General features: G+C 37.4%; 22 protein-coding genes. 10 read left to right on the top strand and 12 right to left on the bottom strand.

The annotated features are described in order from the left end of the window. On the top strand, nt 1–518 hold a 518-nt coding region (locus QMD21_02700), incomplete at its 5' end, for a TPD domain-containing protein (protein ID MDI6855677.1). On the opposite strand, the gene larE is transcribed toward QMD21_02700, so the two are convergent. Continuing rightward, complete coding sequence (larE, locus tag QMD21_02705; protein ID MDI6855678.1) at nt 512–1,318, bottom strand: ATP-dependent sacrificial sulfur transferase LarE; 807 nt, start codon at nt 1,316–1,318, stop codon at nt 512–514. The two genes, QMD21_02700 and larE, sit on opposite strands and share 7 nt — an antisense overlap. Nucleotides 1,319–1,408: 90 nt before the next feature. On the opposite strand from larE, the gene QMD21_02710 reads away from it, so the two are divergent. Next, nucleotides 1,409–2,185, top strand: a complete 777-nt coding sequence (locus QMD21_02710) for an S-adenosyl-l-methionine hydroxide adenosyltransferase family protein (protein MDI6855679.1) — start codon at nt 1,409–1,411, stop codon at nt 2,183–2,185. Nucleotides 2,186–2,279: 94 nt separating this feature from the next. Here the strand turns inward: QMD21_02710 and QMD21_02715 are convergent, their stop codons facing one another. Beyond that, on the bottom strand, nt 2,280–3,503 hold the full coding sequence (locus tag QMD21_02715; GenBank protein ID MDI6855680.1) for a cytochrome c biogenesis protein CcdA: 1,224 nt from the start codon (nt 3,501–3,503) through the stop codon (nt 2,280–2,282). Continuing rightward, entirely contained in the window at nt 3,500–4,522 is a 1,023-nt protein-coding gene (locus QMD21_02720; protein MDI6855681.1) for a ThiF family adenylyltransferase, read from the bottom strand. Before QMD21_02720 ends, QMD21_02715 begins: the two co-directional genes overlap by 4 nt. Before the next feature lie 65 nt (nt 4,523–4,587). Here QMD21_02720 and QMD21_02725 point away from each other — a divergent pair, with 65 nt between their 5' ends. From QMD21_02725 to nadA, 3 genes are read left to right on the top strand one after another with little or no spacing between them, the layout of a single operon-like run. Further along, the gene (locus tag QMD21_02725; protein MDI6855682.1) at nt 4,588–5,358 is read left to right on the top strand and encodes a sulfide-dependent adenosine diphosphate thiazole synthase; all 771 of its coding nucleotides are present in this window, start codon (nt 4,588–4,590) and stop codon (nt 5,356–5,358) included. A gap of 33 nt (nt 5,359–5,391) precedes the next feature. Beyond that, a complete protein-coding gene (locus QMD21_02730; GenBank protein ID MDI6855683.1) occupies nt 5,392–6,315 on the top strand; it encodes a hypothetical protein in 924 nt (307 codons plus the stop codon). Nucleotides 6,316–6,327: 12 nt separating this feature from the next. Then, entirely contained in the window at nt 6,328–7,239 is a 912-nt protein-coding gene (gene nadA, locus QMD21_02735) for a quinolinate synthase NadA (protein ID MDI6855684.1), read from the top strand. A gap of 45 nt (nt 7,240–7,284) precedes the next feature. Here nadA and QMD21_02740 read toward each other — a convergent pair whose 3' ends face one another. After that, a complete protein-coding gene (locus QMD21_02740) occupies nt 7,285–8,307 on the bottom strand; it encodes a hypothetical protein (GenBank protein ID MDI6855685.1) in 1,023 nt (340 codons plus the stop codon). Between the two features lie 52 nt (nt 8,308–8,359). Between QMD21_02740 and QMD21_02745 the strand changes: the two genes are divergently transcribed. Next, complete coding sequence (locus tag QMD21_02745; protein ID MDI6855686.1) at nt 8,360–8,533, top strand: hypothetical protein; 174 nt, start codon at nt 8,360–8,362, stop codon at nt 8,531–8,533. Nucleotides 8,534–8,557: 24 nt separating this feature from the next. On the opposite strand, the gene QMD21_02750 is transcribed toward QMD21_02745, so the two are convergent. From QMD21_02750 to QMD21_02765, 4 genes are read right to left on the bottom strand one after another with little or no spacing between them, the layout of a single operon-like run. Continuing rightward, nucleotides 8,558–8,713 carry a hypothetical protein gene (locus QMD21_02750; protein MDI6855687.1) on the bottom strand — a complete coding sequence of 52 codons (156 nt, stop codon included), beginning with the start codon at nt 8,711–8,713 and terminating at the stop codon, nt 8,558–8,560. A gap of 3 nt (nt 8,714–8,716) precedes the next feature. Further along, entirely contained in the window at nt 8,717–9,091 is a 375-nt protein-coding gene (nifU, locus tag QMD21_02755; protein MDI6855688.1) for a Fe-S cluster assembly scaffold protein NifU, read from the bottom strand. A gap of 3 nt (nt 9,092–9,094) precedes the next feature. Beyond that, on the bottom strand, nt 9,095–10,342 hold the full coding sequence (gene nifS, locus QMD21_02760; GenBank protein MDI6855689.1) for a cysteine desulfurase NifS: 1,248 nt from the start codon (nt 10,340–10,342) through the stop codon (nt 9,095–9,097). A 4-nt stretch (nt 10,343–10,346) separates the two neighbouring features. Next, a complete protein-coding gene (locus QMD21_02765) occupies nt 10,347–11,339 on the bottom strand; it encodes a cysteine synthase family protein (GenBank protein ID MDI6855690.1) in 993 nt (330 codons plus the stop codon). A 57-nt stretch (nt 11,340–11,396) separates the two neighbouring features. On the opposite strand from QMD21_02765, the gene QMD21_02770 reads away from it, so the two are divergent. The 3 genes from QMD21_02770 to QMD21_02780 are packed head-to-tail and all read left to right on the top strand — an operon-like array spanning nt 11,397 to nt 13,374. Next, the gene (locus QMD21_02770) at nt 11,397–11,768 is read left to right on the top strand and encodes a helix-turn-helix domain-containing protein (protein ID MDI6855691.1); all 372 of its coding nucleotides are present in this window, start codon (nt 11,397–11,399) and stop codon (nt 11,766–11,768) included. Next, nucleotides 11,768–12,799, top strand: a complete 1,032-nt coding sequence (locus QMD21_02775) for a DUF2156 domain-containing protein (GenBank protein MDI6855692.1) — start codon at nt 11,768–11,770, stop codon at nt 12,797–12,799. The genes QMD21_02770 and QMD21_02775 overlap by 1 nt, the downstream gene beginning before the upstream one ends. Further along, nucleotides 12,796–13,374 (top strand): N-acetyltransferase, encoded by a 579-nt coding sequence (locus QMD21_02780; GenBank protein ID MDI6855693.1) that lies wholly within the window; start codon nt 12,796–12,798, stop codon nt 13,372–13,374. The genes QMD21_02775 and QMD21_02780 overlap by 4 nt, the downstream gene beginning before the upstream one ends. Here the strand turns inward: QMD21_02780 and QMD21_02785 are convergent. Then, complete coding sequence (locus QMD21_02785; GenBank protein MDI6855694.1) at nt 13,338–14,486, bottom strand: radical SAM protein; 1,149 nt, start codon at nt 14,484–14,486, stop codon at nt 13,338–13,340. The two genes, QMD21_02780 and QMD21_02785, sit on opposite strands and share 37 nt — an antisense overlap. Nucleotides 14,487–14,713: 227 nt before the next feature. On the opposite strand from QMD21_02785, the gene QMD21_02790 reads away from it, so the two are divergent. Beyond that, entirely contained in the window at nt 14,714–16,381 is a 1,668-nt protein-coding gene (locus QMD21_02790) for a signal peptidase I (protein ID MDI6855695.1), read from the top strand. Between the two features lie 4 nt (nt 16,382–16,385). Here the strand turns inward: QMD21_02790 and QMD21_02795 are convergent, their stop codons facing one another. Genes QMD21_02795 through QMD21_02805 form a run of 3 tightly spaced genes read right to left on the bottom strand, consistent with a single transcriptional unit; the run spans nt 16,386 to nt 20,735 of the window. Beyond that, nucleotides 16,386–17,456 (bottom strand): VWA domain-containing protein, encoded by a 1,071-nt coding sequence (locus QMD21_02795; protein ID MDI6855696.1) that lies wholly within the window; start codon nt 17,454–17,456, stop codon nt 16,386–16,388. Nucleotides 17,457–17,459: 3 nt separating this feature from the next. Beyond that, nucleotides 17,460–18,845: a hypothetical protein gene (locus QMD21_02800; GenBank protein ID MDI6855697.1), complete on the bottom strand. Its 1,386-nt coding sequence runs from the start codon at nt 18,843–18,845 to the stop codon at nt 17,460–17,462. Beyond that, the gene (locus QMD21_02805; GenBank protein MDI6855698.1) at nt 18,846–20,735 is read right to left on the bottom strand and encodes a DUF835 domain-containing protein; all 1,890 of its coding nucleotides are present in this window, start codon (nt 20,733–20,735) and stop codon (nt 18,846–18,848) included. Nucleotide 20,736 lies beyond the last annotated feature (1 nt).

Raw genomic sequence — 20,736 nt, forward strand, 5'->3', positions numbered from 1 at the left:
TAAAATTTCCGCCAGTACTTACAGCTTCGCTTATTCTCCAACAGTATGGCATTTCTAAGCGCCGTTTCTGGAAGTACCTAACAAACTTAGAGCTTATAAAGGAAGAGCGAGTGAGAGAAGAGCTGCGAGAAGCGTGCGATAAAGATCCTGTATATTCCCCGGCTTCGCTTGAAGCTCAGAGAAGGCGTGGCGAGGAAGTAGAAATTTACGTTAAAAAATGGCTAATCAGAAAAGGGTTAGACTTTGAGCGGCAAGAGCAATTGAAGAAGCGCTATAGGAAGACGCCCGACTTCCTTTTGAAATCTCCTCTTAAAATTGACCGGCTAAAAATCAACTGGGTAGAATGCAAAGCTAGTTTCTGCGATCCTATAGAATTTAAGAAAAGCGCTAGAAAGCAGTTTTTGCCGTATAGAAAGATGTTCGGCTCAGGGCTGGTAGTTTATTGGCTTGGTTACTTAGAAGATTTGAGATTTTTAAGGCGAGTAATACTCAAGGACAGAAGCTATTTCGTTCAATAGTTCTTTTTTAGTACTTCGTCCATGCTGCCTGCTCTGTAGCCTTCCAAATCCAAAGTGATATAAACAAAGCCGAGCTGCTTTAGCTTTTTAATTATCTTCGCCATTACTTTTGGATTGATAATTTTATCAATATCTTTACTTTCAACTTCTATTCTTGCAATATTTTCATGAGCTCTTACTCTAACTTGCGCAAATCCAAATTTTTTCAAATATTCTTCTGCCTTCTCTATTCTTTTGAGTTTCTGCTCAGTTATTCCTTCGTTGTAAGGTATTCTTGAAGCAAGGCATGCATTGCTTGGCTTTGTAGAAACAGAAAGCTTTAATCTTTTTGCAAGCGCTCTAACATCCTCTTTCCCTATCTTTGCTTCTACTAAAGGATGCCATATGTTTTGTTCATTTGCAGCTTTAATGCCAGGTCTGTGCTCCTTTAGGTCTGAGCTATTTACGCCGTCTGCAATGTTTTCTATTTCCTCTTGTTTTGCTATCTTTTTGAGCTGTAATGCCAATTCTTTCCTACAGTAATAGCATCTATTAACAGGATTTCTTGCAAATTCTTTGTTCTCAAGCTCTGAAAATTTTATTATTTTATGGCTTATACCTATTTCCTTTGCTGTTTTCTTTGCTAACTCTAACTCTTTTCTAGAAAGTGTGCAAGAATCTGCAGTAACTGCGAGCGCATTGGTACCGAGCGCATCGTAAGCTACTTTTGCAACTAAAGTGCTATCTACACCTCCTGAAAAAGCAACTAATAGATTTTTTCTAGCTTTGATAAGCTCTTTTAAAAATCTTAGTTTATCCATTTCTTATTTTATATTGACAAGGCTTTTATTGAACTTTTCGTATTAAAAGCAAGATAATCCTAAATAAGCCAAAGATCAATATATTTTTTAATGATTACTCTTACAACAGATATAGGCTGGGAATATGCAGCTCAAATGAAAGGTGTAATTTTATCTATAAATCCCAAAGTTAGAATTGTAGATATTTCACATAGCATTACACCGCAAAATATACTTGAAGGAGCTTTTGTACTTTATACAGCTATACCAAGATTTCCAAAAGCAATTCATATTGCAATAGTAGATCCTGGCGTGGGTACAGAAAGAAGGGGCTTGATAGTAGTTTGTAAGAACAGTATTTTAGTAGGGCCTGATAACGGCTTGCTCATTCCTTGCGCTAATAAGCTAGGGTTGAAAAAAGTTTGTTGGATTACAAACAAAAAATATTGTTTGAAAAAAATATCGAATATTTTTCACGGACGCGATATATTTGCGCCAGTAGCTGCGTATTTATCTTTAGGTATAAAGCCTTCAGAAATAGGCATTCAGATAAAAGATTACAAAAAGCTAGATTTTGGCGAACCTAAAGAGACGAGGGAAAAAATCGAAGGTAAAATTATATTTATAGATAGGTTTGGTAATCTAATTACAAATATTCCAAGCGAGAAAATTACTAAAATATTCAAGTATGGTGATAGAATACAGTTAAGAATAAACAACAAAACGCTTACTCCTAAATTCCTAAGAAGCTACGGCTATTCAAAAGAGCACGAAATTTTAGCAACAATATCGAGCTCTGATTTGCTAGAGGTCTCTTATAATAAAGGTAGGGCAAACGACGTTCTGGGAATAGCAATAAATGACAAAATCACTTTATTGAAAAAGTAAGAATTTTTGCTCTATACCATAGCTACGCAAACTACACGGGATCAAGAAATTAGAAAAATGAATAGTAACAGGTGGGGCGGAAGATATGTTTATACTACCACCAAACACTAAAATAATAATAAACCAGATAGATGCCAACGACAATTAATATCATGCCGCAAATCTTATTTATATGCTTAGAAGCAAGCTTTAACTTTTGTAAAATTGCGTCTTTAGCTAAAGCTACAAGTATAGTTACGAGAATCATTAATATTGCCACTCCTGCAGCATAAAGTAAGAATATAAAAGTACCGAATAAATAACTTCTAGCAATTCCTAAAACAATAATTGCTATAAAAACGGGTGCTGTGCAACCTGTAGCAGCAGCGCCGTAAACAACACCGTAGAAGAACAAGCCAAACTTTTTACCTCTTCCTGCCAAGCTCGAAACCTTACCTGCAAATTTAGAACAAGTTTTTGCAAGAAATGGTATATGAAACAAAAGAACTATCCCTAAAATTATTATTAATATTCCAGCACCTAGCTCGAATAGAGGAATATGCGGTCTTATTGCACTGCCTACAAAAACCAAAAGTATTCCTATAAAAGAATAGAAAACAAGAATACCTAGAGCAGGTTGTACCCCTTTTATAAAACCTCTTTTAACAGCATTTGCATGAAGAGTAGTTATTTGCTCTTCGCGTCCAACATAGTACGCTATGTAGCCAGGCAAAAGTGGGAAAGAGCATGGCGAGAAAAAAGAGAGAACGCCTGCAATAAAAGCAGTCAAAGGCAACCCAAAATTAAAAAATATTGTTTCTGCCAGACCTAACTTTGCTTCCTCTATTTCCTGCGAAAGTTCTGAGTATGAAACCAAGCCTGTATGAGCAAAAGCGATCTCACCGTCTGGATTAATAATAACAGTTTTCGGTATACCTGTAGTAATAGCATCGTATTTTAAACTAACTTGTTCGCTAGCAGTATCAATAGCGAAAATCCAATCTGCCTCGTGCTCTGCTTTAAACTCTTTAAGTTGTTGATTTGTTTCTGTTGTAGCAATATCTATAGAAATTATTACGACTTCAGGATAAGTTTCATGAATACTCTTCAAAGTGCTCATCAATTCTCTACAATGTCCGCACCAAGTAGCCATGAAATCTAGAATAACAACTTTGCCTCTGAAATCGCTTAGAGAGAAAGTATTCCCATTAACGTCGGTAAGTGTAAAATCTGGTGCTTTCACCCCGCGCTTACCAATTATTAAATAAACGCTAAAGGCAAGTAGAATTATTATAATAATGATCGATACTGCGATTGATATTTTGTATTTATTTTTCATGTACCTACATACTTAGCACACAGCGATTTTGCGATTTTTTCATCCCCAGTGCCATAGACTACAGTTCTAGCATTCCAGAAAATTTTAAGCACATAAGAATTTATTTTGAATTCCAAAAAGATTTTGCTTTTATCAATTTTAACCTCTCCTAACTTCTCCAATTTTGAAGCCAGCTCTTCTAGCGAAATTTTACTCTGCTTTACTGGTATTATCTGGACTGCATTAACACCGCGTAGCTTGCTTATTATATCACGAGCTTTTGCAGTTAGAAATTCAAATTCATGCTCTACACAGCACTTGCATTTTTCATTTTTTTGAATTTTTACAGTCTTAAAATCGTTACGCCAAGCGTCATAGATTAAAAGATTTTTGTTTATAGCTTCGTAATCGCCAATGAGTATTTTAAGAGCTTCAGTAGCTTCAATAGAGCCAATAATTGTAGGTATTGTATTTAAAACACCTACAAGCTCACAAGTAGGCAAACTTGCAGGTTCTGGCATTTCTGGAAAAACGCATCTCAAACAAGGCGTTAGGTTTGGAATAACACTAAGACTCATTCCGTAAGTACTAACTGCCCCGCCATAAACCCAAGGAATTTTATTTTTTATGCATACGTCGTTAATTAAAAATCTAGTTTCTAGATTGTCAGTTGCATCCAGAACTAAATTCATATCTTTTATTATTCCCTCAATACTTAAGGGATTAACATCGTCAGCTATACCTTCAATACTAATTTCAGAATTGATCCCTCTTAACTTTTCTTCTGTAACTAAAGCTTTGCATTTGCCAATATCACTTTCTTCAAATAAGCTCTGGCGCTGAAGATTGTTTAATTCTACAAAATCTCTATCCACAATTTTTATTCTTCCTACACCTGCTCTTGCAAGATTATTTGCTATTACATTGCCTAAAGCGCCGCATCCAATGACAGCTACAGAACTGTCTAGAAGTTTCTTTTGACCTTCTTCGCCTATTTCCTTTAATATTATTTGTCTGCTGTAGCGCTCTTTTTCAATCATTACCGCAAATACTATATATTGCCAGTATATATTTAGATTTAACTAAAGCGGAGATATTTAAGCCTATGCACGAGAGTGTAGTAACAAGAGCTATAGTAAGTGAATTTACTAAAGGCTTGGAAGAATACGCTAAAACAGATGTTATTATTATAGGCGGTGGCCCAAGCGGATTGATGGCTGGCTATGAGCTTGCTAAGAAAAACATAAAAGTACTCATAGTGGAGCGAAATAATTATCTTGGCGGCGGGTTCTGGATAGGAGGCTATTTGATGAATACCCTTACCGTAAGAGCTCCTGGACATAAAGTTCTAGATGAATTTAATATTCCTTACAAGAAATTTGCAGAAAATCTTTATGTAGCTAACGGTCCGCACGCATGCTCTAAACTGATAGCTGCGACTTGCGAATCAGGTGCGAAAATTCTCAATATGACTAGATTTGATGACGTTGTGCTTAGGGAGAAAAATAGGGTTGCAGGCGCTGTAGTTAATTGGACTCCTGTCTCTGCACTCCCAAGAGAACTCACATACGTTGATCCCATCGGTCTTGAATCCAAAGTAGTAATTGATGCAAGTGGTCATGAAGCTGTGGTTGTGAAAAAATTAGAAGAAAGGAAATTAATTAAAACACTTGGCATGGGCGCTATGTGGGTTGAGAAATCAGAGGATCTTGTTTTAGAGCATACTGGTGAAGCTTGTCCAGGCTTGGTTGTTGTAGGTATGGCTGTCTCCACTACCTATGGCTTGCCTAGAATGGGACCTACTTTCGGCGCTATGCTATTATCGGGTAGGAAAGGCGCTGAGATAACTTATGGGCTACTTAAAAAGAAAGCTTAACGATACTTATCTAAATTCGGTTGGTAAGCACTAATGACGAGCCTTTTCCCACTTCTCGGCAAATGCCCAGCCAAAGGATATTGGCATTTGCAGGCTCGTGCACAGGAGGCTATCTTCTTTGACGTACTTTTTCCTTTTATGCATCATCCACAATCTTTAGATAAATACAAGCTCATCAAAATTTTTTTATATGATGAGCCAAGCTCTAAAAATTTAGATTTAAAAGAGTTAAAAGATTATCTCAAAGGAAAGCTACAGAAAATTGATATTTCTATACGAAAAGATTTTATTTCGTATTTCTTACGCGATAAAGAGCTTGAGAGATTTGCAAAAGAGCTTGCAAGAGCGAGAGTTAAAGATTTAACAAATCCAAATTATGAAGTAGAGCCCTTTTACGGCGAAATTCAGTATGAAAAAAATCTGCTTGAAAATAAGAAGGCGAAAGCAAGCGTTTTATACGATGGCTACAAGCTCTCTAAACTGTTTAGAGATTTAATTACTGAAGAAGAGAAAGCTCTAAAATACTGTCATATTGTATTCACAAATCGTTTATTCGGTACCTTTGATGAAATTGATAAAAGATATCATGCAAGAGTGATAACTTGCGGCGTACCTTCTATAATCTCAACTACTGGTATAGTAGAAGCGCCTGCAAAGCCAAAAGAATTTTATTTATTGAAGCAGAAATACGCAGCAATTGGAATGAACGTACCTATAGAAATAATAAAACAAAAATTTGCTGGCAAGTTTATTGATTATGACGATGAAAGGTTAACTGAGGTTATGAAAGGCTATGCCCTGCAGGCTATATTTTATAATTTAATTTTCGAGCCTTTCTGCAAACAAAAAAGCTGTCGTTTGTTTAATGCGCACTGGCAAAACGAAGTTATAGAGGCGCAATTAAAGAGTGGAAAACTTTGCAATAAACACAAGAAAATTTTAAGCTCTTTTAAATAATACCGAAAATAAATGGAAATCGCAGAAAGAATAAAAGAATTAAAAAAACAGAAAGATGCTATTCTCCTAGTACATAATTATCAAATACCTGAGATTCAGGAGCTAGGTGATTTTATTGGCGATTCTTTAGGGTTAGCGCAGGCTGCTAGCAAAACAAAAGCAAAAGTAATAGTATTTTGCGGAGTTGATTTCATGGCTGAGAGCGCTAAAATATTAAATCCTGATAAAATAGTAGTTCATCCTGAGCCTAAAGCAAAATGCCCTATGGCTGCAATGGTAAATATAGAAAAATTAAAGAAACTAAAAGCAGAGCATCCAGAAGCACAAGTAGTGAGTTATGTGAATACAACTGCAGAGACCAAAGCACTTTCAGATTTTTGCTGTACTTCTGCAAATGCGGTTAAAGTAGTGAAAAGCTTGCAAGCTAAAGAAATAATATTTCTGCCTGACAAACATCTTGCCGAGTGGGTTAGCAAACAAGTACCTGACAAAAATATAATTCCTTGGGAAGGCTATTGCTGGGTGCATCAAGATTTAATTAAGAAACCTATTATTGAAATGATTAAAAAGGAGCATCCTAAAGCTGAGGTATTGGCACATCCTGAGTGTGTTGCTGAGGTTAGAGATATTGCAGATTTTGTACTCTCTACAGAAGGTATGGTAAAGCATGTGGCAAAATCAGATAAAAAAGAATTTATTATAGGCACTGAAAAAGAGCTTTGCTATAGATTAAAAAAAGAGAATCCCCATAAAATTTTCTATCCTGTAAAAAATGCAATATGCAGAGAGATGAAGATGATAACTTTAGAGAAGGTATTGAGAAGCTTAGAGAATTTAGAGCCTAGGATAGAGCTTTTAAAAGAAACTATTGAGAAGGCAAGAAAGCCTTTAGAGAAAATGATAGAAATAGGAAGGGAGGATTGATTTGTTTATTTCAATATTTTACCTGTCTTTGCAACTATGGCATTGTCAAAATGAATAATCTGATTTTTTTATTCTTAATTTTTGTAGTTGAGCTTCGTCTATCGGCTTGATTTCAATCTCAATCTCTTCTTTACCGGTATTATATTTAACTGACACTAAATCTTCTTTGCAATCAGAATATCTAGCGGTTATAGAAGCTGCAAGCGCTATAGCGCTATCGTTTTTAGCGCCTTGCAATAATACTATAGGACTGCCGTAGTTAGGAACTTCAAACCAGTAATCATTTTCATACATTAGATTCAATAAAAGTTTGTTCTCGTGCGCGTTTCTGCCTACAATAATTTTAGAATTCTCAGCTCTAAAATGTCTTCCTATCTTCAGTAGCTCTATATCATGCCATGTAACTTTTGCGCTACGCTCAAACAAATCTTTAAGTTTAGCAGCAAACTCTTTTTGAGTAAGTAAGCAACCACCTGCTGGTGTGCTGTAACCAGTAATACCTAATTTTTTAACGAGTTCAAACTGTTTCTTTCTAGACCTGCCCTTGATACTGAGCAATTTATCTCTATTCACCAACCCTCTCATTTCTACTTCTGTTTCAGGTAGTAGTTTTGCAGAAAGAGGGCGAAGTATTTTTCCATCTAACCCTGATTCTTTCTCAATTAGTTCTAAAGCTTTCCTGTATTGCGACATAGGCCTTTGCCCTAAAACTTCGCCTGTAATTATAAAATCAGCCTGTAGCTCTTTCATAAGCTCTTTTGACTTTCTCAACATGTATATTCTGCAATCTATGCATGGATTAAGAGCAGTTCCGTAGCCATATTTTGGATTTCTTACAATTTCTAAATAATCTTCGCCTTTAAAAATTATTTTAAAAGGAATATTCAAGTTTTTTGTAATTTCAAAAGCTCTGCATTTACCTCCTTGATCGCACAAACAGAAAGGGGAAGTGAATTTTATTCCTATAATATCAATACCTTGTTCTAGAATAAGTTTGGCTGCTAGTGCACTGTCTAAACCTCCTGAAAGTAAGGCTAGCGCTTTAAAGTTCTTTTTATCTTTATCCATTTTTTTGTCGTCACTCAAGTTCTGGAAAGAGAATTATCTTATGTAAATAAATATGTTAGGAGTTGGAAGCAAAAGCCTAGGATTACCGAAACTGCATGCAAAAGAGCCGCTAAGATACTTTATGATGACATCTTTAGGAATAATGACTGCAACAAAAGTTGCTAAAATCAAACCCAATATAATCCAAGGAGCAAGCTCTTTTAGAAGGTCTACAAATCCATCCTAAGCGCAACTCTTAGTCTCTCGCTCTTCATTTCTGTAGTATCTGGCTTTTCCTTTCTGCAATGTGGGCAGGTACAAATGCGTAGACAAAACCTGCAATAAATAATCCTATAGAGAGTGAAGGTAGCGACTCTATGGTATAGTGCAAAAGGACTACTAAAAAGTATGTAAACAAAGTTACCATTTCTTAGTATTTTCCTTTTTTAGCTAGATAATCTTTAATTGCTACCTTAAGACCTTCAGCAGCTAAATTAGAGCAGTGCATTTTAATAGGAGGAAGTCCTTCTAAAGCATCTGCAATTTCTTCTTTAGTTATTTTTAAAGCTTCTTCTAAGGTTTTTCCTTTTGCAAGCTCTGTTATCATAGAGCTTGTGGCTATAGCTGCAGCGCACCCAAAAGTTTTGAATTTTATATCTTCAATTTTGTTGTCTTTGACTTTTATATAGATGGACATCAAATCTCCGCATATCGGGTTTCCCACCGTACCAACACCGTCAGGATTCTCAAGTTCACCCATATTGTGCGGATTCCTAAAATGCTCCATGAGCTTTTCTGAGTACATTTTTTATCTTAATTCTATCTCTTTACTCTTCCTCTCCTCCTTTTCAAGTTTCTTCTTCCATTCCTCCAACTCTAACTTCTTGCCCCAGAGCGGCGAAATTTTTCTCAATCTCTCTACAACCTCAGGCAAAACACCCAGAACATAATCTATTTCTTCTTCTGTGTTCTCCCTGCCAAGCGTTAACCTTAAAGAGCCATGCGCTTCTACCTCATTTAAGCCTATTGCAAGTAATACATGAGAAGGCTCTAATTTTTTAGAAGAGCATGCAGAGCCTGTAGAGCTAGCAATGCCTTTTTCATCAAGGCTTAGCACAAGACTTTCACCTTCTATTCCTGTAAATCTGAAATGGGCATTGTTAGGCAATCTTTTTGTTGGATGCCCATTAAGATATGATTCTTCAACATTTTCAGTAATATTTTTTATTAGTTTATCCCTTAGTTTTGTCATATATGCCGCATCGCTTTCAATTCTTTGCTGTGCTAGCTCTGCTGCTTTGCCTAAGCCTACAATACCAGCAATGTTCTCAGTACTTGAGCGCAAACCCCTCTCATGTCCTCCGCCATGTATAAAAGGCTCAACTTGCACTCCTCTCTTTATATACAATGCGCCAACGCCTTTAGGACCGTAAATTTTATGTGCTGAGACAGAGAGTAAATCAGCATTCATTTTTCCCACGTCTATAGGTACTTTACCAAAGCTCTGAACCGCATCTGTATGTAAAATTACATCTCTTTCTTTTGCAATTTTACCTATTTCTTCGATTGGCTCAATAGTACCTATTTCGTTATTTGCATGCATTATTGTAATTAGAAAAGTACCTTTGGAAATAGAATTTTCTAACTCTTCCACATTTACAAATCCATATTTATCAACAGGCAGATATTTCACTCTAAATCCCTGTTGCTCTAAATATTTACAAGTTTCCAATACTGCAGGATGCTCAATAGCGCTTGTAATTATATGAGGACCTTCAAAATCAGTAATTAGCTCTTTATGCCTATAAGCAATACCTTTAATCGCTAAATTATCGCTTTCAGTACCACTGCTGGTAAATATAATTTCTTCTTCTTTCGCTTTTATTAAATTAGCAATTTGAGCTCTTGCTTTCTCTATTGCATTATGAGCTTCTCTGCCAAAAGAATGCAAGCTTGATGCGTTGCCGTAAAATTCTGTAAAATAGGGCAGCATTTCTTTGAGTACTTCTTGAGCTATTGGCGTTGTAGCGGCATGATCTAAATATATTCTTTTCATTTTTTTAAGGTGATGGCTTTTCAAATGTACTTGCGCTTATCACAGGTTTGCCATCTGAATATGAGCACAGCACTCCATACTTCTGAGCGCATTCCAAGCATTTAGCTGGCGAGCAGAGTTCAGTAGAAAGGTATCTTTCACCGCCATCAGGAGCCATTGCTACAATTACGCCTTTTTCAATTTTTTGCGCTTCCTTTCTTGCAACACTGAAAATAGCTCCTGAGCTTGGACCCACGAAAAGACCTTCAGCTAGCGCTAACAACCTTGCATTTTCTTCAGCTTCTTCTAAAGTCACTTCATAAAGCTCGTCTACTCTAGCTCTATCCCAAATTGCAGGTACATATTGCACTTCTAAATTTTTCAATCCTGCTATCGGAGTTTTAGGGTGAGGCTGCACTGCTATTACTTTTATCTCTTTATTGTATTCTTTTAATCTTTTACTCACGCCCATCAGAGTACCGCTAGTACCAATACCTGCAACGAAATGAGTTATTCTGTGATTAGTATCGCGCAAAATCTCTACGCCTGTAGTCTCATAGTGCGCTAGCACATTGTATTTATTTGCAAACTGGTTAGGCATGAAATATTTATCTTTTTCTTTTTTTACAATTTCTTTTGCCAAATCCTCAGCTCCGTTCATACCTTTTTCGCCTTCCGATAGAATTATTTTAGCTCCTAAGCTTATCAAAAGTTGTCTTCTTTCAGTACTCGCTGTTTCTGGCATTACAAGCGTTAAATTGTAACCTTTTACTCTGCATACCAATGCCAAGCCAATACCTGTATTGCCTGAAGTAGGCTCAATTACAATTTTATCTTTTCTAAGCAAGCCTTCTTTCTCAGCATGCTCAATCATATATTTTGCAATTCTATCTTTAACGCTTCCGCCAGGATTGAATTTTTCAAGTTTTAAATATATTTCTAAATTAGGGTTTGGATTTAAATTTTTTACTTGCACTAAAGGGGTATTGCCAATAAGGTCAAGAATATTGTTCGGCATATCTCTCTTTTTTATAACACCGTTATATTTTTAAGCCTATAAAATATTTTCTGTTATATGAAGCCACCTTGTGAAATAATAGTTAGCAAAATAATACCTATCATTAGAGCATGTATTGTAAATGCTCTTGGCTCAGAGCACAAGCTAAAGCAGACTGAAATAGCGCGAAGATTAGGTATTACTCAAGCGTCTGTAAGCCAATATTTCTCTTCAGCAAGAGCTACTGACAAAAGTATTTTGAAATTATTTCCTGAGGTAAGAGCGAAAGCATCAAGAATTGCAAAAGATGTTATTGAAGGAGAACTAAAAAAGTCTGATATTGTGTTTTTAGTTTGTTCGCTTTGTAGTGAACTCAGAAAAAAATCAAAGTTTTGCAAATATCACAGGAGTTTCGCGCAGCTGGAAAAGTGCAGAATATGCTATAAGTAATGATAACGCTGCAAACGGTGGGTAAGGACAAACTGTTACAATGGCTAAAGAACTACTCGCGCTCTTCCTCGGCTTATCTTACTTTAAACGAAGGTATAAAATATTTCAGTGCTAGTTCCATTGAAGGCTATCTCGGCTATGTAGAGTATGCAAATGTAGCTGTAGCGTTCGAGCCTGTATGCAATGCTTTGCATGTAGCTAAACTCATACACGAATTCAAGTTGTTCTGCAGAAAAAACAAATTGCATGTCTGTTTTTTCAGCTGTGCAGAAGAGGGAGTTAAAATTTTTAAAGATTGTGGCTTTAAAATTTTATACATTGGCACAGAGCCTTTTGTGGCTCTTGATAAATTTACTACTCTCGGCAGTAAAATGCAATCTATAAGGAGGGGGATAAATCATGCTAAACGTGTAGGTATCTGTGTAGAGGAGTGTTTTAGCATTGATGATAAAATTAAAATCGAGCTTGATGCTGTGACTAAAGATTGGCTTCGCACCAAAAAAATGCCTGAGCTTAGTTTTATGGTAGGGAGACTTTCTTTCGATCCTGAGAAAAGATATTTTATAGCGCGTAAAAATGGCCAGGCAATAGCTTTCGCAGTTTACAATCCTATCTATGCAACTAAAAGTTACTATTTAGATTTGAATAGGAGGATGATGAGCGCGCCTAGCGGTACTATGGAATATCTTATTGCAGAGTCTTTTGAGAAATTAATGAGCGAGGGCATAGAAAGGGTTTATCTTGGGCTATCGCCTTTTTCAAACATTCAAGACATAGCAAGCGATAATAGCAATACTTTTGTTAATAAATTAATGAAATTTTTATATGAGCATTTTGATTTTTTCTATTCTGCTAAGTCAGAATATTTTTTCAAACAAAAGTTCAGTACAGGTTGGGAGAAGCGCTGCATGTGCTACTATCCTAGAATCTCGCTTAGAATGCTCTATGCTATATTTTTATCGTTTTGCCCCGGTGGTATAAAAGAGCTAATTTCTTACAAGCTAGCGCGTGTTGGAAAGAGGTTGAAATGATAGTTAGGGAAGCAAGCGTAAGTGACTACATTGCAGTATCGAAAATAATCTCAAGTGTTTTTTCAGAAGATTTAAAAATGATTACTAGCAAGGCAGTGGATGAAAGCCTTGTCTTACCTTTCATTGAAAAAGCAGGATACAATATTTATGTAGCTAAGGAGCAGGCTAAAATCTTAGGCGCGATTGTAATATCTAGGCGCAAGCTGAGTTTTTCTCCATCGTTAATTTGGTTCTATTTTAAAAATTTTGGTATATTTGCTTCTTTAAGGTCTTATTTAAGGCTGACAATGTTTAGGAAAAAAATGCCTAAAAAATTAGACAACGAATATTTTATAGAGGCTATTGCTGTAGATGGAACCGCTAGGAATAGAGGGATAGGTAGAGAACTTGTGGTGCAGGTGGAAAAAACACTAAAAGAAAAAAACGTAAAGTATTTAGGACTTTTAGTTAGAGCTGAAAATACAGCAGTTGAGTTTTACAGAGCTTTAGGCTTCGCAAAAGTAAAAGACTGCGCAACAAGAGCTTTTGGTAAATGGTATTATATGAGAAAAGCGCTTAACCCTAACTTTTTATAAAAAGTAGGTGTAGCAGAGGGCTTGCAGCTCTTACATATTTCTATAGATTTTTCTATAGGAAGTGGTAGTTTACCCTCAAAGCATTTAGCAATTTCTTTGTAGTTTTCTATCATAAAACATTTCTCTCTTGGGTTAGTGAAATAATTATGAAGTCTTTCCAATATCTTTTTAAGCTCTTCTTCTTTTACATTTCCAAATGAAAGCGGTGTGAAATCGCAAGGACAAACATTACCTTCAGCGTCGATATAAAGATGGTCTATACCCGCGGTACAGCCAATAGCTTGTTCGCTTTCTATGTAAGAAAATGCTGAGACTCTAGGATATTTACTAGATTTATTTGCAATTTTATGCACTTCTATTAACTTAGCTCTATCTTTATCATCTAGTGTAGTCTCTTCAGTCAATAACTTGCCGCATGGTATTGGCTCTAGTACCCTTACCTCATCTACTCCTAGCTTTTGTGCAAACTCTAGAAATTCAAAGATTGTGTCAAGGAGCTGCTTGGTGACTACAGTTGAGATTGTAGTATAGAATCCATATTTTTTTGATGTTTGTATAGCATCAAGAGCTGTTTTAAATGCGTCTTTCTGCTCTCTGAGAGCGTTATGTACCTCGCCCTTAAAATGGTCCAGACTAATCACAACCGAAAATAATCCTGCTTTTTTTAATTCTTCCGCTTTTTTGTTAGTAAAGCCATCTCCGGATGTGAAAAGGAGAGTGATGCCTCTTTCATCAACTGCTCTTATAATTTCTGGGAGGTCGTTTCTGAGTAAAGGCTCTCCGCCAGTGAATCCAAAAACAGAAGCCCCTAAATCTTGAAAATCTTTTAGCAATTTGATTACTTCCTTGCTGGTAAGCTCCTTACCGCTTCTATACATATTGCTACAGTGCCAGCAGTTATATTTGCATTTATTAGTCAAGCTTGTGTAAACTGCAGTTGGAGTTTTTTTACTAAAACTTGCAACGAATCTATCGAAAGCTTTGCTAGGAAACGGTGGTACGAAGGAAGAGAATACAATTTTATCGTCGAGCTTTACAAGCTTTTCATATCTTGCTAATTTCAGCGCATAAACTAAAAAAGGTACTGGCAACTTGTATTTAAGGTTGTACATTTTTAAAAGAGCGAGGTATTTTCGTATGCCAGTAAGTTGCATAACTGAATATATGGTTTTTAAGTAGTTATAGTTTTTCAACGCTAACTATTTATATTGGAAACGCTAGTAATTCTTTTTAAAAAGATGGAGAAAACTAGCTACTCAGCTATAATTTTAGCTGTTGCAGGGCTTGCTCTAGTCGTTCTTGCACGAAAGTGCACAATTGGAGTAAGAAAGTGATAAAAATGCGTTTCAGACTGAGGCCTATTGTAAGCTATGTATCAGGCGCTGTGCCTGTGCTCATTATTACAAGCTATCTTCTTTTTTACTGTTCCAACACTCCCTACCCAGTAGTAATGATAGACGGAAGTAGTATGGAGCCTACTCTCAGTGAAGGCGCTATCTCAATATGGTTACCTGCGAAAATAGAAGATATAGAGGCAGGCGATATAGTTGCATATAGAAGTTATGTATACGAGGGAAGGATAATATGCCACAGGGTTGTAGAGATTAGGGGTGAGGGCGCTTTCAGGCGTCTAACAACGAAAGGCGATGCAAACAATTATACAGATCAAGGTCCTGCGCCATACGCTCCGGAGCTGCCTGTAACTGCAAATAATTTGCTTGGCAAGCTAGTTTGCTTCGGCGGTAAGCCTGTAAAGGTGCCTGCCGCTCTCAATCCAATTTTCCAGCTTATAAACGTTAAGAAAGCGCTTGCTGAGGAGCCTGTGTTTTTGGTAGTAGCTGCGCTTGCAATACCCACAGTTATAGGGATTTCTATTGTTTTCATAAAAGTTTCAAGAAGAGGACGAGTTGAAAAAGTAGACACTGAAGAATTGATTCTAGGTCCTGAGCAGGTGCGGGCTGTGAAAGTGTACTGCTACATACTTTTAATGTTTCTTGTATTTGCGTTGATATCAGTGAGGGTATTCTGCAGTAGCCAGACAGTTGTGGTAGGTGTAGAGCTTGGTAAGGAGCCTAGTATGGAAGCAGACGTTTCTTTCGGCGATATGAGAGCTGGTGAGACCAAAGTTGAGAATTTTACATTTACAAATCTAGCGATAATACCGACAAAATGCATAACTCTTTCACACGGTAAAATTTCGAATTGGCTTACAATTCAGAAGCCTGTTGTAGCTTTGGGTGGTTGGAAGAACGGGACGTATCCAATTACTGTTTCTGTACCTGAGGGTACGAAAAGAGGCGAGTATCAAGGCAAGCTTTATACTTTTTTTTCGCCTATTCTGCTGATATTACCTAATTCTTTAATAGAGCCTCTAGCTGGTACGATTGGCGGAATTGTAATTCTATATGTAGTTGCAAGTTGTGTTTGGAGCTTAATCCTTACTTTTTTATTAATCTTAGGTAACAAAATTATAGCAAAATATACGTTAAGAAAAGAATACAGTGAGTTTATGAAAAGATTGCGTTTCAAACCCTACAAAAAACGGTTTGAATTTAAAATTCCTGATTTCAGACGCTTTCTATCAGCAAGCATAGAATTCTCAGTATACAAGCCTCTACTTTCAGCAGCAGTTGTACAGCCGTTGTTTGTAGGCTTTGCTTTTATAATCGGCTACCCTCTTTTAGGGCTTCTTTTGAGTGCGTTCTTTGCAGGCTTTTTTACATATCTACTGGGCTGTAGATGGCGCGGCGGCATAATATTTTCAAGCATTGTTTCAGAGGCTATTTCACTGCTAATAATTACAATACTATTTTCAACTCGTTTTCCAACTCTAAATCCATGGCTATTTGCAGGGGCTATTCTCTTCCTACTTGGAATAGTATTTATTGCATTTTTGCTGCTCGTTATTCCAGTGGTATTTTTAGGTTATTCCGGAGGCGGGCTTGCTAATTGGATTAGAATGAAGCTAAACCCATCTGCTAGAATATTTGCTGATACAGATTTTTAAAAATTTACCATTTCAAGTGATAGTAGTGTCCATTACTTATAGACGCAATTCTTTTTGCAACTAGCGAGCCTTCTTCACTTATATCAACAACCAGTATTTTCACACCGCTCCTCCTTGCGAGCCGGGCTACGCTATAGAGCTCTCTGTATATATTTCCGCCTGGCTCTATCGGTACGTTAGCAGTTCCATCTGTTATGAGTACCAGGATAGGTACGCTCTTTGCAGTCTTACCGCTTCTCGCAATATCCAAACCTGCTAAAATACTTGCAGCAAGTGGAGTAGCGCCGCTTATCTGCAGATCTTTTATGTAAGGCTCGCAGGACTCTACAGCTGGAGTAAGCGGTGAAATAATCTCAGGTGTAGTGCCTGAGCACTTAATTAAAGCTACTTGATCTCTGTGCTGGTAAGCGCTTGTTAATATCAAGCGGGCAACTGCTTTTACAAGCTCCAGTTTCCTCATGCTACTTATAGAACTGCTTGTATCAAGCACTGTTATAATTGATGACGAAACATAGCTAAGCCTTACCTTCTCTCTAAAATCCTGTCTTTTAACTGCAAGTCCTCTCTTAGAGAGCTTCCTTTCCCTCAGCACAGCAGCATGTATTGTCGGCACAATTGCTATATCTCTTACATTTTCACTTTCACGCGGTATTCTATACCGCATATATTTGCCGGTACCAACCGTTATAACTTCAGTTCGTCTGCCAGCTCTAAATGGTCCTACTGGAAGTTTACCCTCCTCAACGCAAGTATCGAGCAGTTTGAAGATAACTTCTGCATATCTATCTTCTAGCTCCCAGCCTTTTGCAGTTCTAAGTACTTCTTCTATCGAAACTCTACTCGCAACTAAAGAGTCGAATTTTCCTTTCGGTAATTTAAGATGCGATTTATCTGCAATTATATAAACAGCTTCAAATTCTTTGGCTGGCTTTATTTTAGATATCTGAGCTACATCCAGAAGTGAAAGTTGATATATTGAAGTTCGTGGTATACGAACTGCGAACACATTGTTTAATAAAGTAAAGCCGTAGTTGGGAGAGAGCTGCTTCCTTATTTTAGAAATTGGGGGTGGCATATTTTACTGTTTGGAAAGAATAATATCAGAAGAGTCCACAACGTCATCTACAGTAACGCTGTCTCTTCCATCGTAAGCGGCTTGCGCTCTAGCTAACTGCTCAATTACTATTGCAATATCGTTCATACGACTTGCTTTAGTAAGTTCTGCAACAGTTCTATAAATATCTTCAGAAACGAAAACATTCGGCAGTCGCTCTCTAGCCTTTAATATCTTATCACTTAATTTTTTAGTCTCATTCTCATACTTAGCTCTGAACTTTTCAGGGTCTTCTGCGAACTCCTCCCTCCTTTTGATTATTTCTATTCCCAGCTCGTAATCTTCGACCATTTTTACTTCTACTCTGAGCGGGATTTTAATCAGTACTGATGGGAGCGAGCGAGGTGAAAATGAGAACTGAAGGCTTTTAGCAGCATCTATTGTTATTGCAGAAGCCATTGAGAGCCAATCTATAATGTAAGTTCCTCTGGACTTGCCGAAAGACGTGACGAGTGGTAGAGTACCATAGGAATATCTTCTATCGCATCTCTGACAATCTTCGCTCTCACAATAAAAAAACTTACACCTATCTGTTTTAGGAGCAATTTCAGCTACCCCTCTAATTGCTGTAAATTTTCCGTTGCCCCTCAAGCCCCAGAGTAGTACGCCGCCTATCGAAGGATTTACGATGTTAAGAATGAGCGCTCTTTTCATTTTCTCTTGACCTACAACTGCTACAAAAGGATAGACAGGCTCTTTAGAGAATAATTTCTGACCTTCTCGTAACTCTATTTTTTCAAGCTCTAGAGCTAAGTTTTTCAGCTCTTTCTCAAATTCTTTGGATTTCAATTCAACTGATTTTTTTAGTACCGCAGTTTCAGCTCCAAAATGCTCTAACCTCAGTTCTGTGGCTCTTTTGCTATCTTCTAACTCCCTAACAGATTCTTTAAGATTCTTTAGTGCGGTACGCTCTTCGTTCAAAGCGCTATTTAAGTTTTGCAGAATATTGTTTTCAAGTTTAGCTATCTGCCCTTTCAAGAGTTCTAGCTCGCTTTTTAGCGCTTCGTTTCCAGAGCTTATAGCTAGTAATTTATAGTCTTTTTCTTTTCTTAATTCTTCGACGTAACTCTTTAATTCATGCGAGAGCTCTAGGAAGTGGCTTTTCAACTCTTTACTTAATGTATCTTTAAGCTCATCATCTTTAGCTCTTAGCCGCTCTAATTCTCTATAAACTCCAAAATCAATTTTTTCATTTATTCTACTAATTTCAGTTTCCAGACGAGCTTTCCAATCCTCTATTATTCTCCGCTCCTCCTTTACCAACTTCAACTTCTTCGCTAACGCTCTCTTTAATCTAGCAAGTTTTCCTATGCCCCCTCTCGTTCCAATACTTTCATCCCCGCTCAGCATCTACTTGCCTACTATCTTACCTGCGATTTTTCTAAGAAGTTGCACATTGAACTTACCTTCTTCAAAAGGTCCTTTTCTCATTCTGTGCGGGAAGACCATTTCTGTAGCTTTAATAATATCTTCTTTAGTAACTTCAGTTCTACCTTCAAAAGCAGCGTTTGTTTCAGCAGCTCTCTGAATCATAATATCAGGTCTATGACCATCGACTTTAAACTCCACGCAAAGTCTGGATATCCCTTCAAGCAGTTTTTCAGAAGTTTTTACTTGCGGAAGAAGCTCTTGCGCTTTCCTTATTCTCTCTTTCAGTTCATTTTGAGACTTTTCAAATGCGCTTCTAAATTTTTCAGCGCTCTTTGTGAACTCTTTTTGCCTCCTAATAATCTCAACTCTGGCTTCTGTGTCAGGTACTCCTTTTACTTCTATACTTAATGCTAATCGATCGAGGAGCTGAGGTCTAAGTTTGCCTTCCTCAGGATTCATACTCCCAACTAATATGAATTTAGCAGGATAGCTTACACTTATACCTTCACGTTCTACACTACAAACACCCATTGCAGCAGCGTCGAGCAGTACATCTACAAGATAGTCATCTAAAAGATTAATTTCGTCAATGTAGAGAATACCTCTGTTCGCTTCCGCCATAAGGCCTTCTTCAAAAGCTTTAAGACCCTCTTTCAGTACTTTCTCTACATCTAGTGCTCCTACAACTCTGTCTTCAGTAGCGTTGAGAGGCAGGTCTACAACTTTTACTTTCCTCCTCTCTACCTCCAGCTTCTCACCTTTTTCAATTCTTTCCTTGCACTCCCAGCAGAGCGCCTCAGGTACATTGGGGTCGCAGCTGAACCTACAGCCTTTTACAACTTCTATTTCAGGCAACAATTCTGCAAGCCCTCTTACAGCAATAGATTTAGCTGTACCTCTTTCGCCCTGAATCAGCACTCCTCCTATCTGAGGATTGATAGCATTGAGCAACAAAGCTCTTTTCATTGTCTCCTGACCTACAATTGCAGTAAATGGAAATAGTACGCGCTTGGTCTTCGATACTTTTCTCTCGACGAGCTCGGGCGTTGGCATTTCTACCATTCTCTCTGCACTAGGCTCTCCTTCAGCTGACGGCAATGTTACACTTAACTCTTCTACGACAGGTGTAACTCTTTCCTCGTATTCACCTTCTAGAATTTCATCAAATAAATTTTCTATTATAGCCAATTGGTCAGGCCTGAATATATTAGGGTTTACGCTTACTATCAGAGTAGCCATTCTTTTAGAGGCTGCATCTGTAATGTTTTTAAGAAAATCTACTGTAACATCGATATTCGTTCCTTTAACTATCTGGTCAAGTCCATGTAGAAATACAATGCCATTTTTTGTTCTGCCCATAAACTCTATTATCGTATAGGTAAGTTCGAATTGAGCTCTTCCAGGCGAAATTGCATCTGCATCGGTTGCAGAGCTTAGCCAGTACACAGGTACGTTTTCTGAGAGATTGTATTTTTTTCTAAGTTTGTCATGATATATCGTAGAAATGCCGCAGGCAGGTCTCCCAGCATGCACACTTTTTACGAACATATCAAAGCCCATTGTGGGGCGTTCTTCTTTAATAAGATATGTCAAGCCCGGCTCAAGCTCTAAAATTTCAGGTCTTGTAGCAATACCGCATGCAGGGCACATTCTTAAATCTTTTGTTATTTGAGCGCCGCAAAATCCACATTCGTAGATATTCTCTTCAAACACTGCACCGCAAAACTGGCATATGATAGTTTCGCCATCTACGTCAGATCCGCAAAGTGGACATGTATATGCCAGCTCAGCTGGCGGCGCTACTACTTCTTCTTTTACCTCTTCAGTTTTAGGCTTTTCTCCCTTCTTCAGCTTAGCTCTCAGTCCCATT

The sequence above is a fragment of the Candidatus Thermoplasmatota archaeon genome (assembly GCA_030018475.1).
Lineage (GTDB): Archaea > Thermoplasmatota > JASEFT01 > JASEFT01 > JASEFT01 > JASEFT01.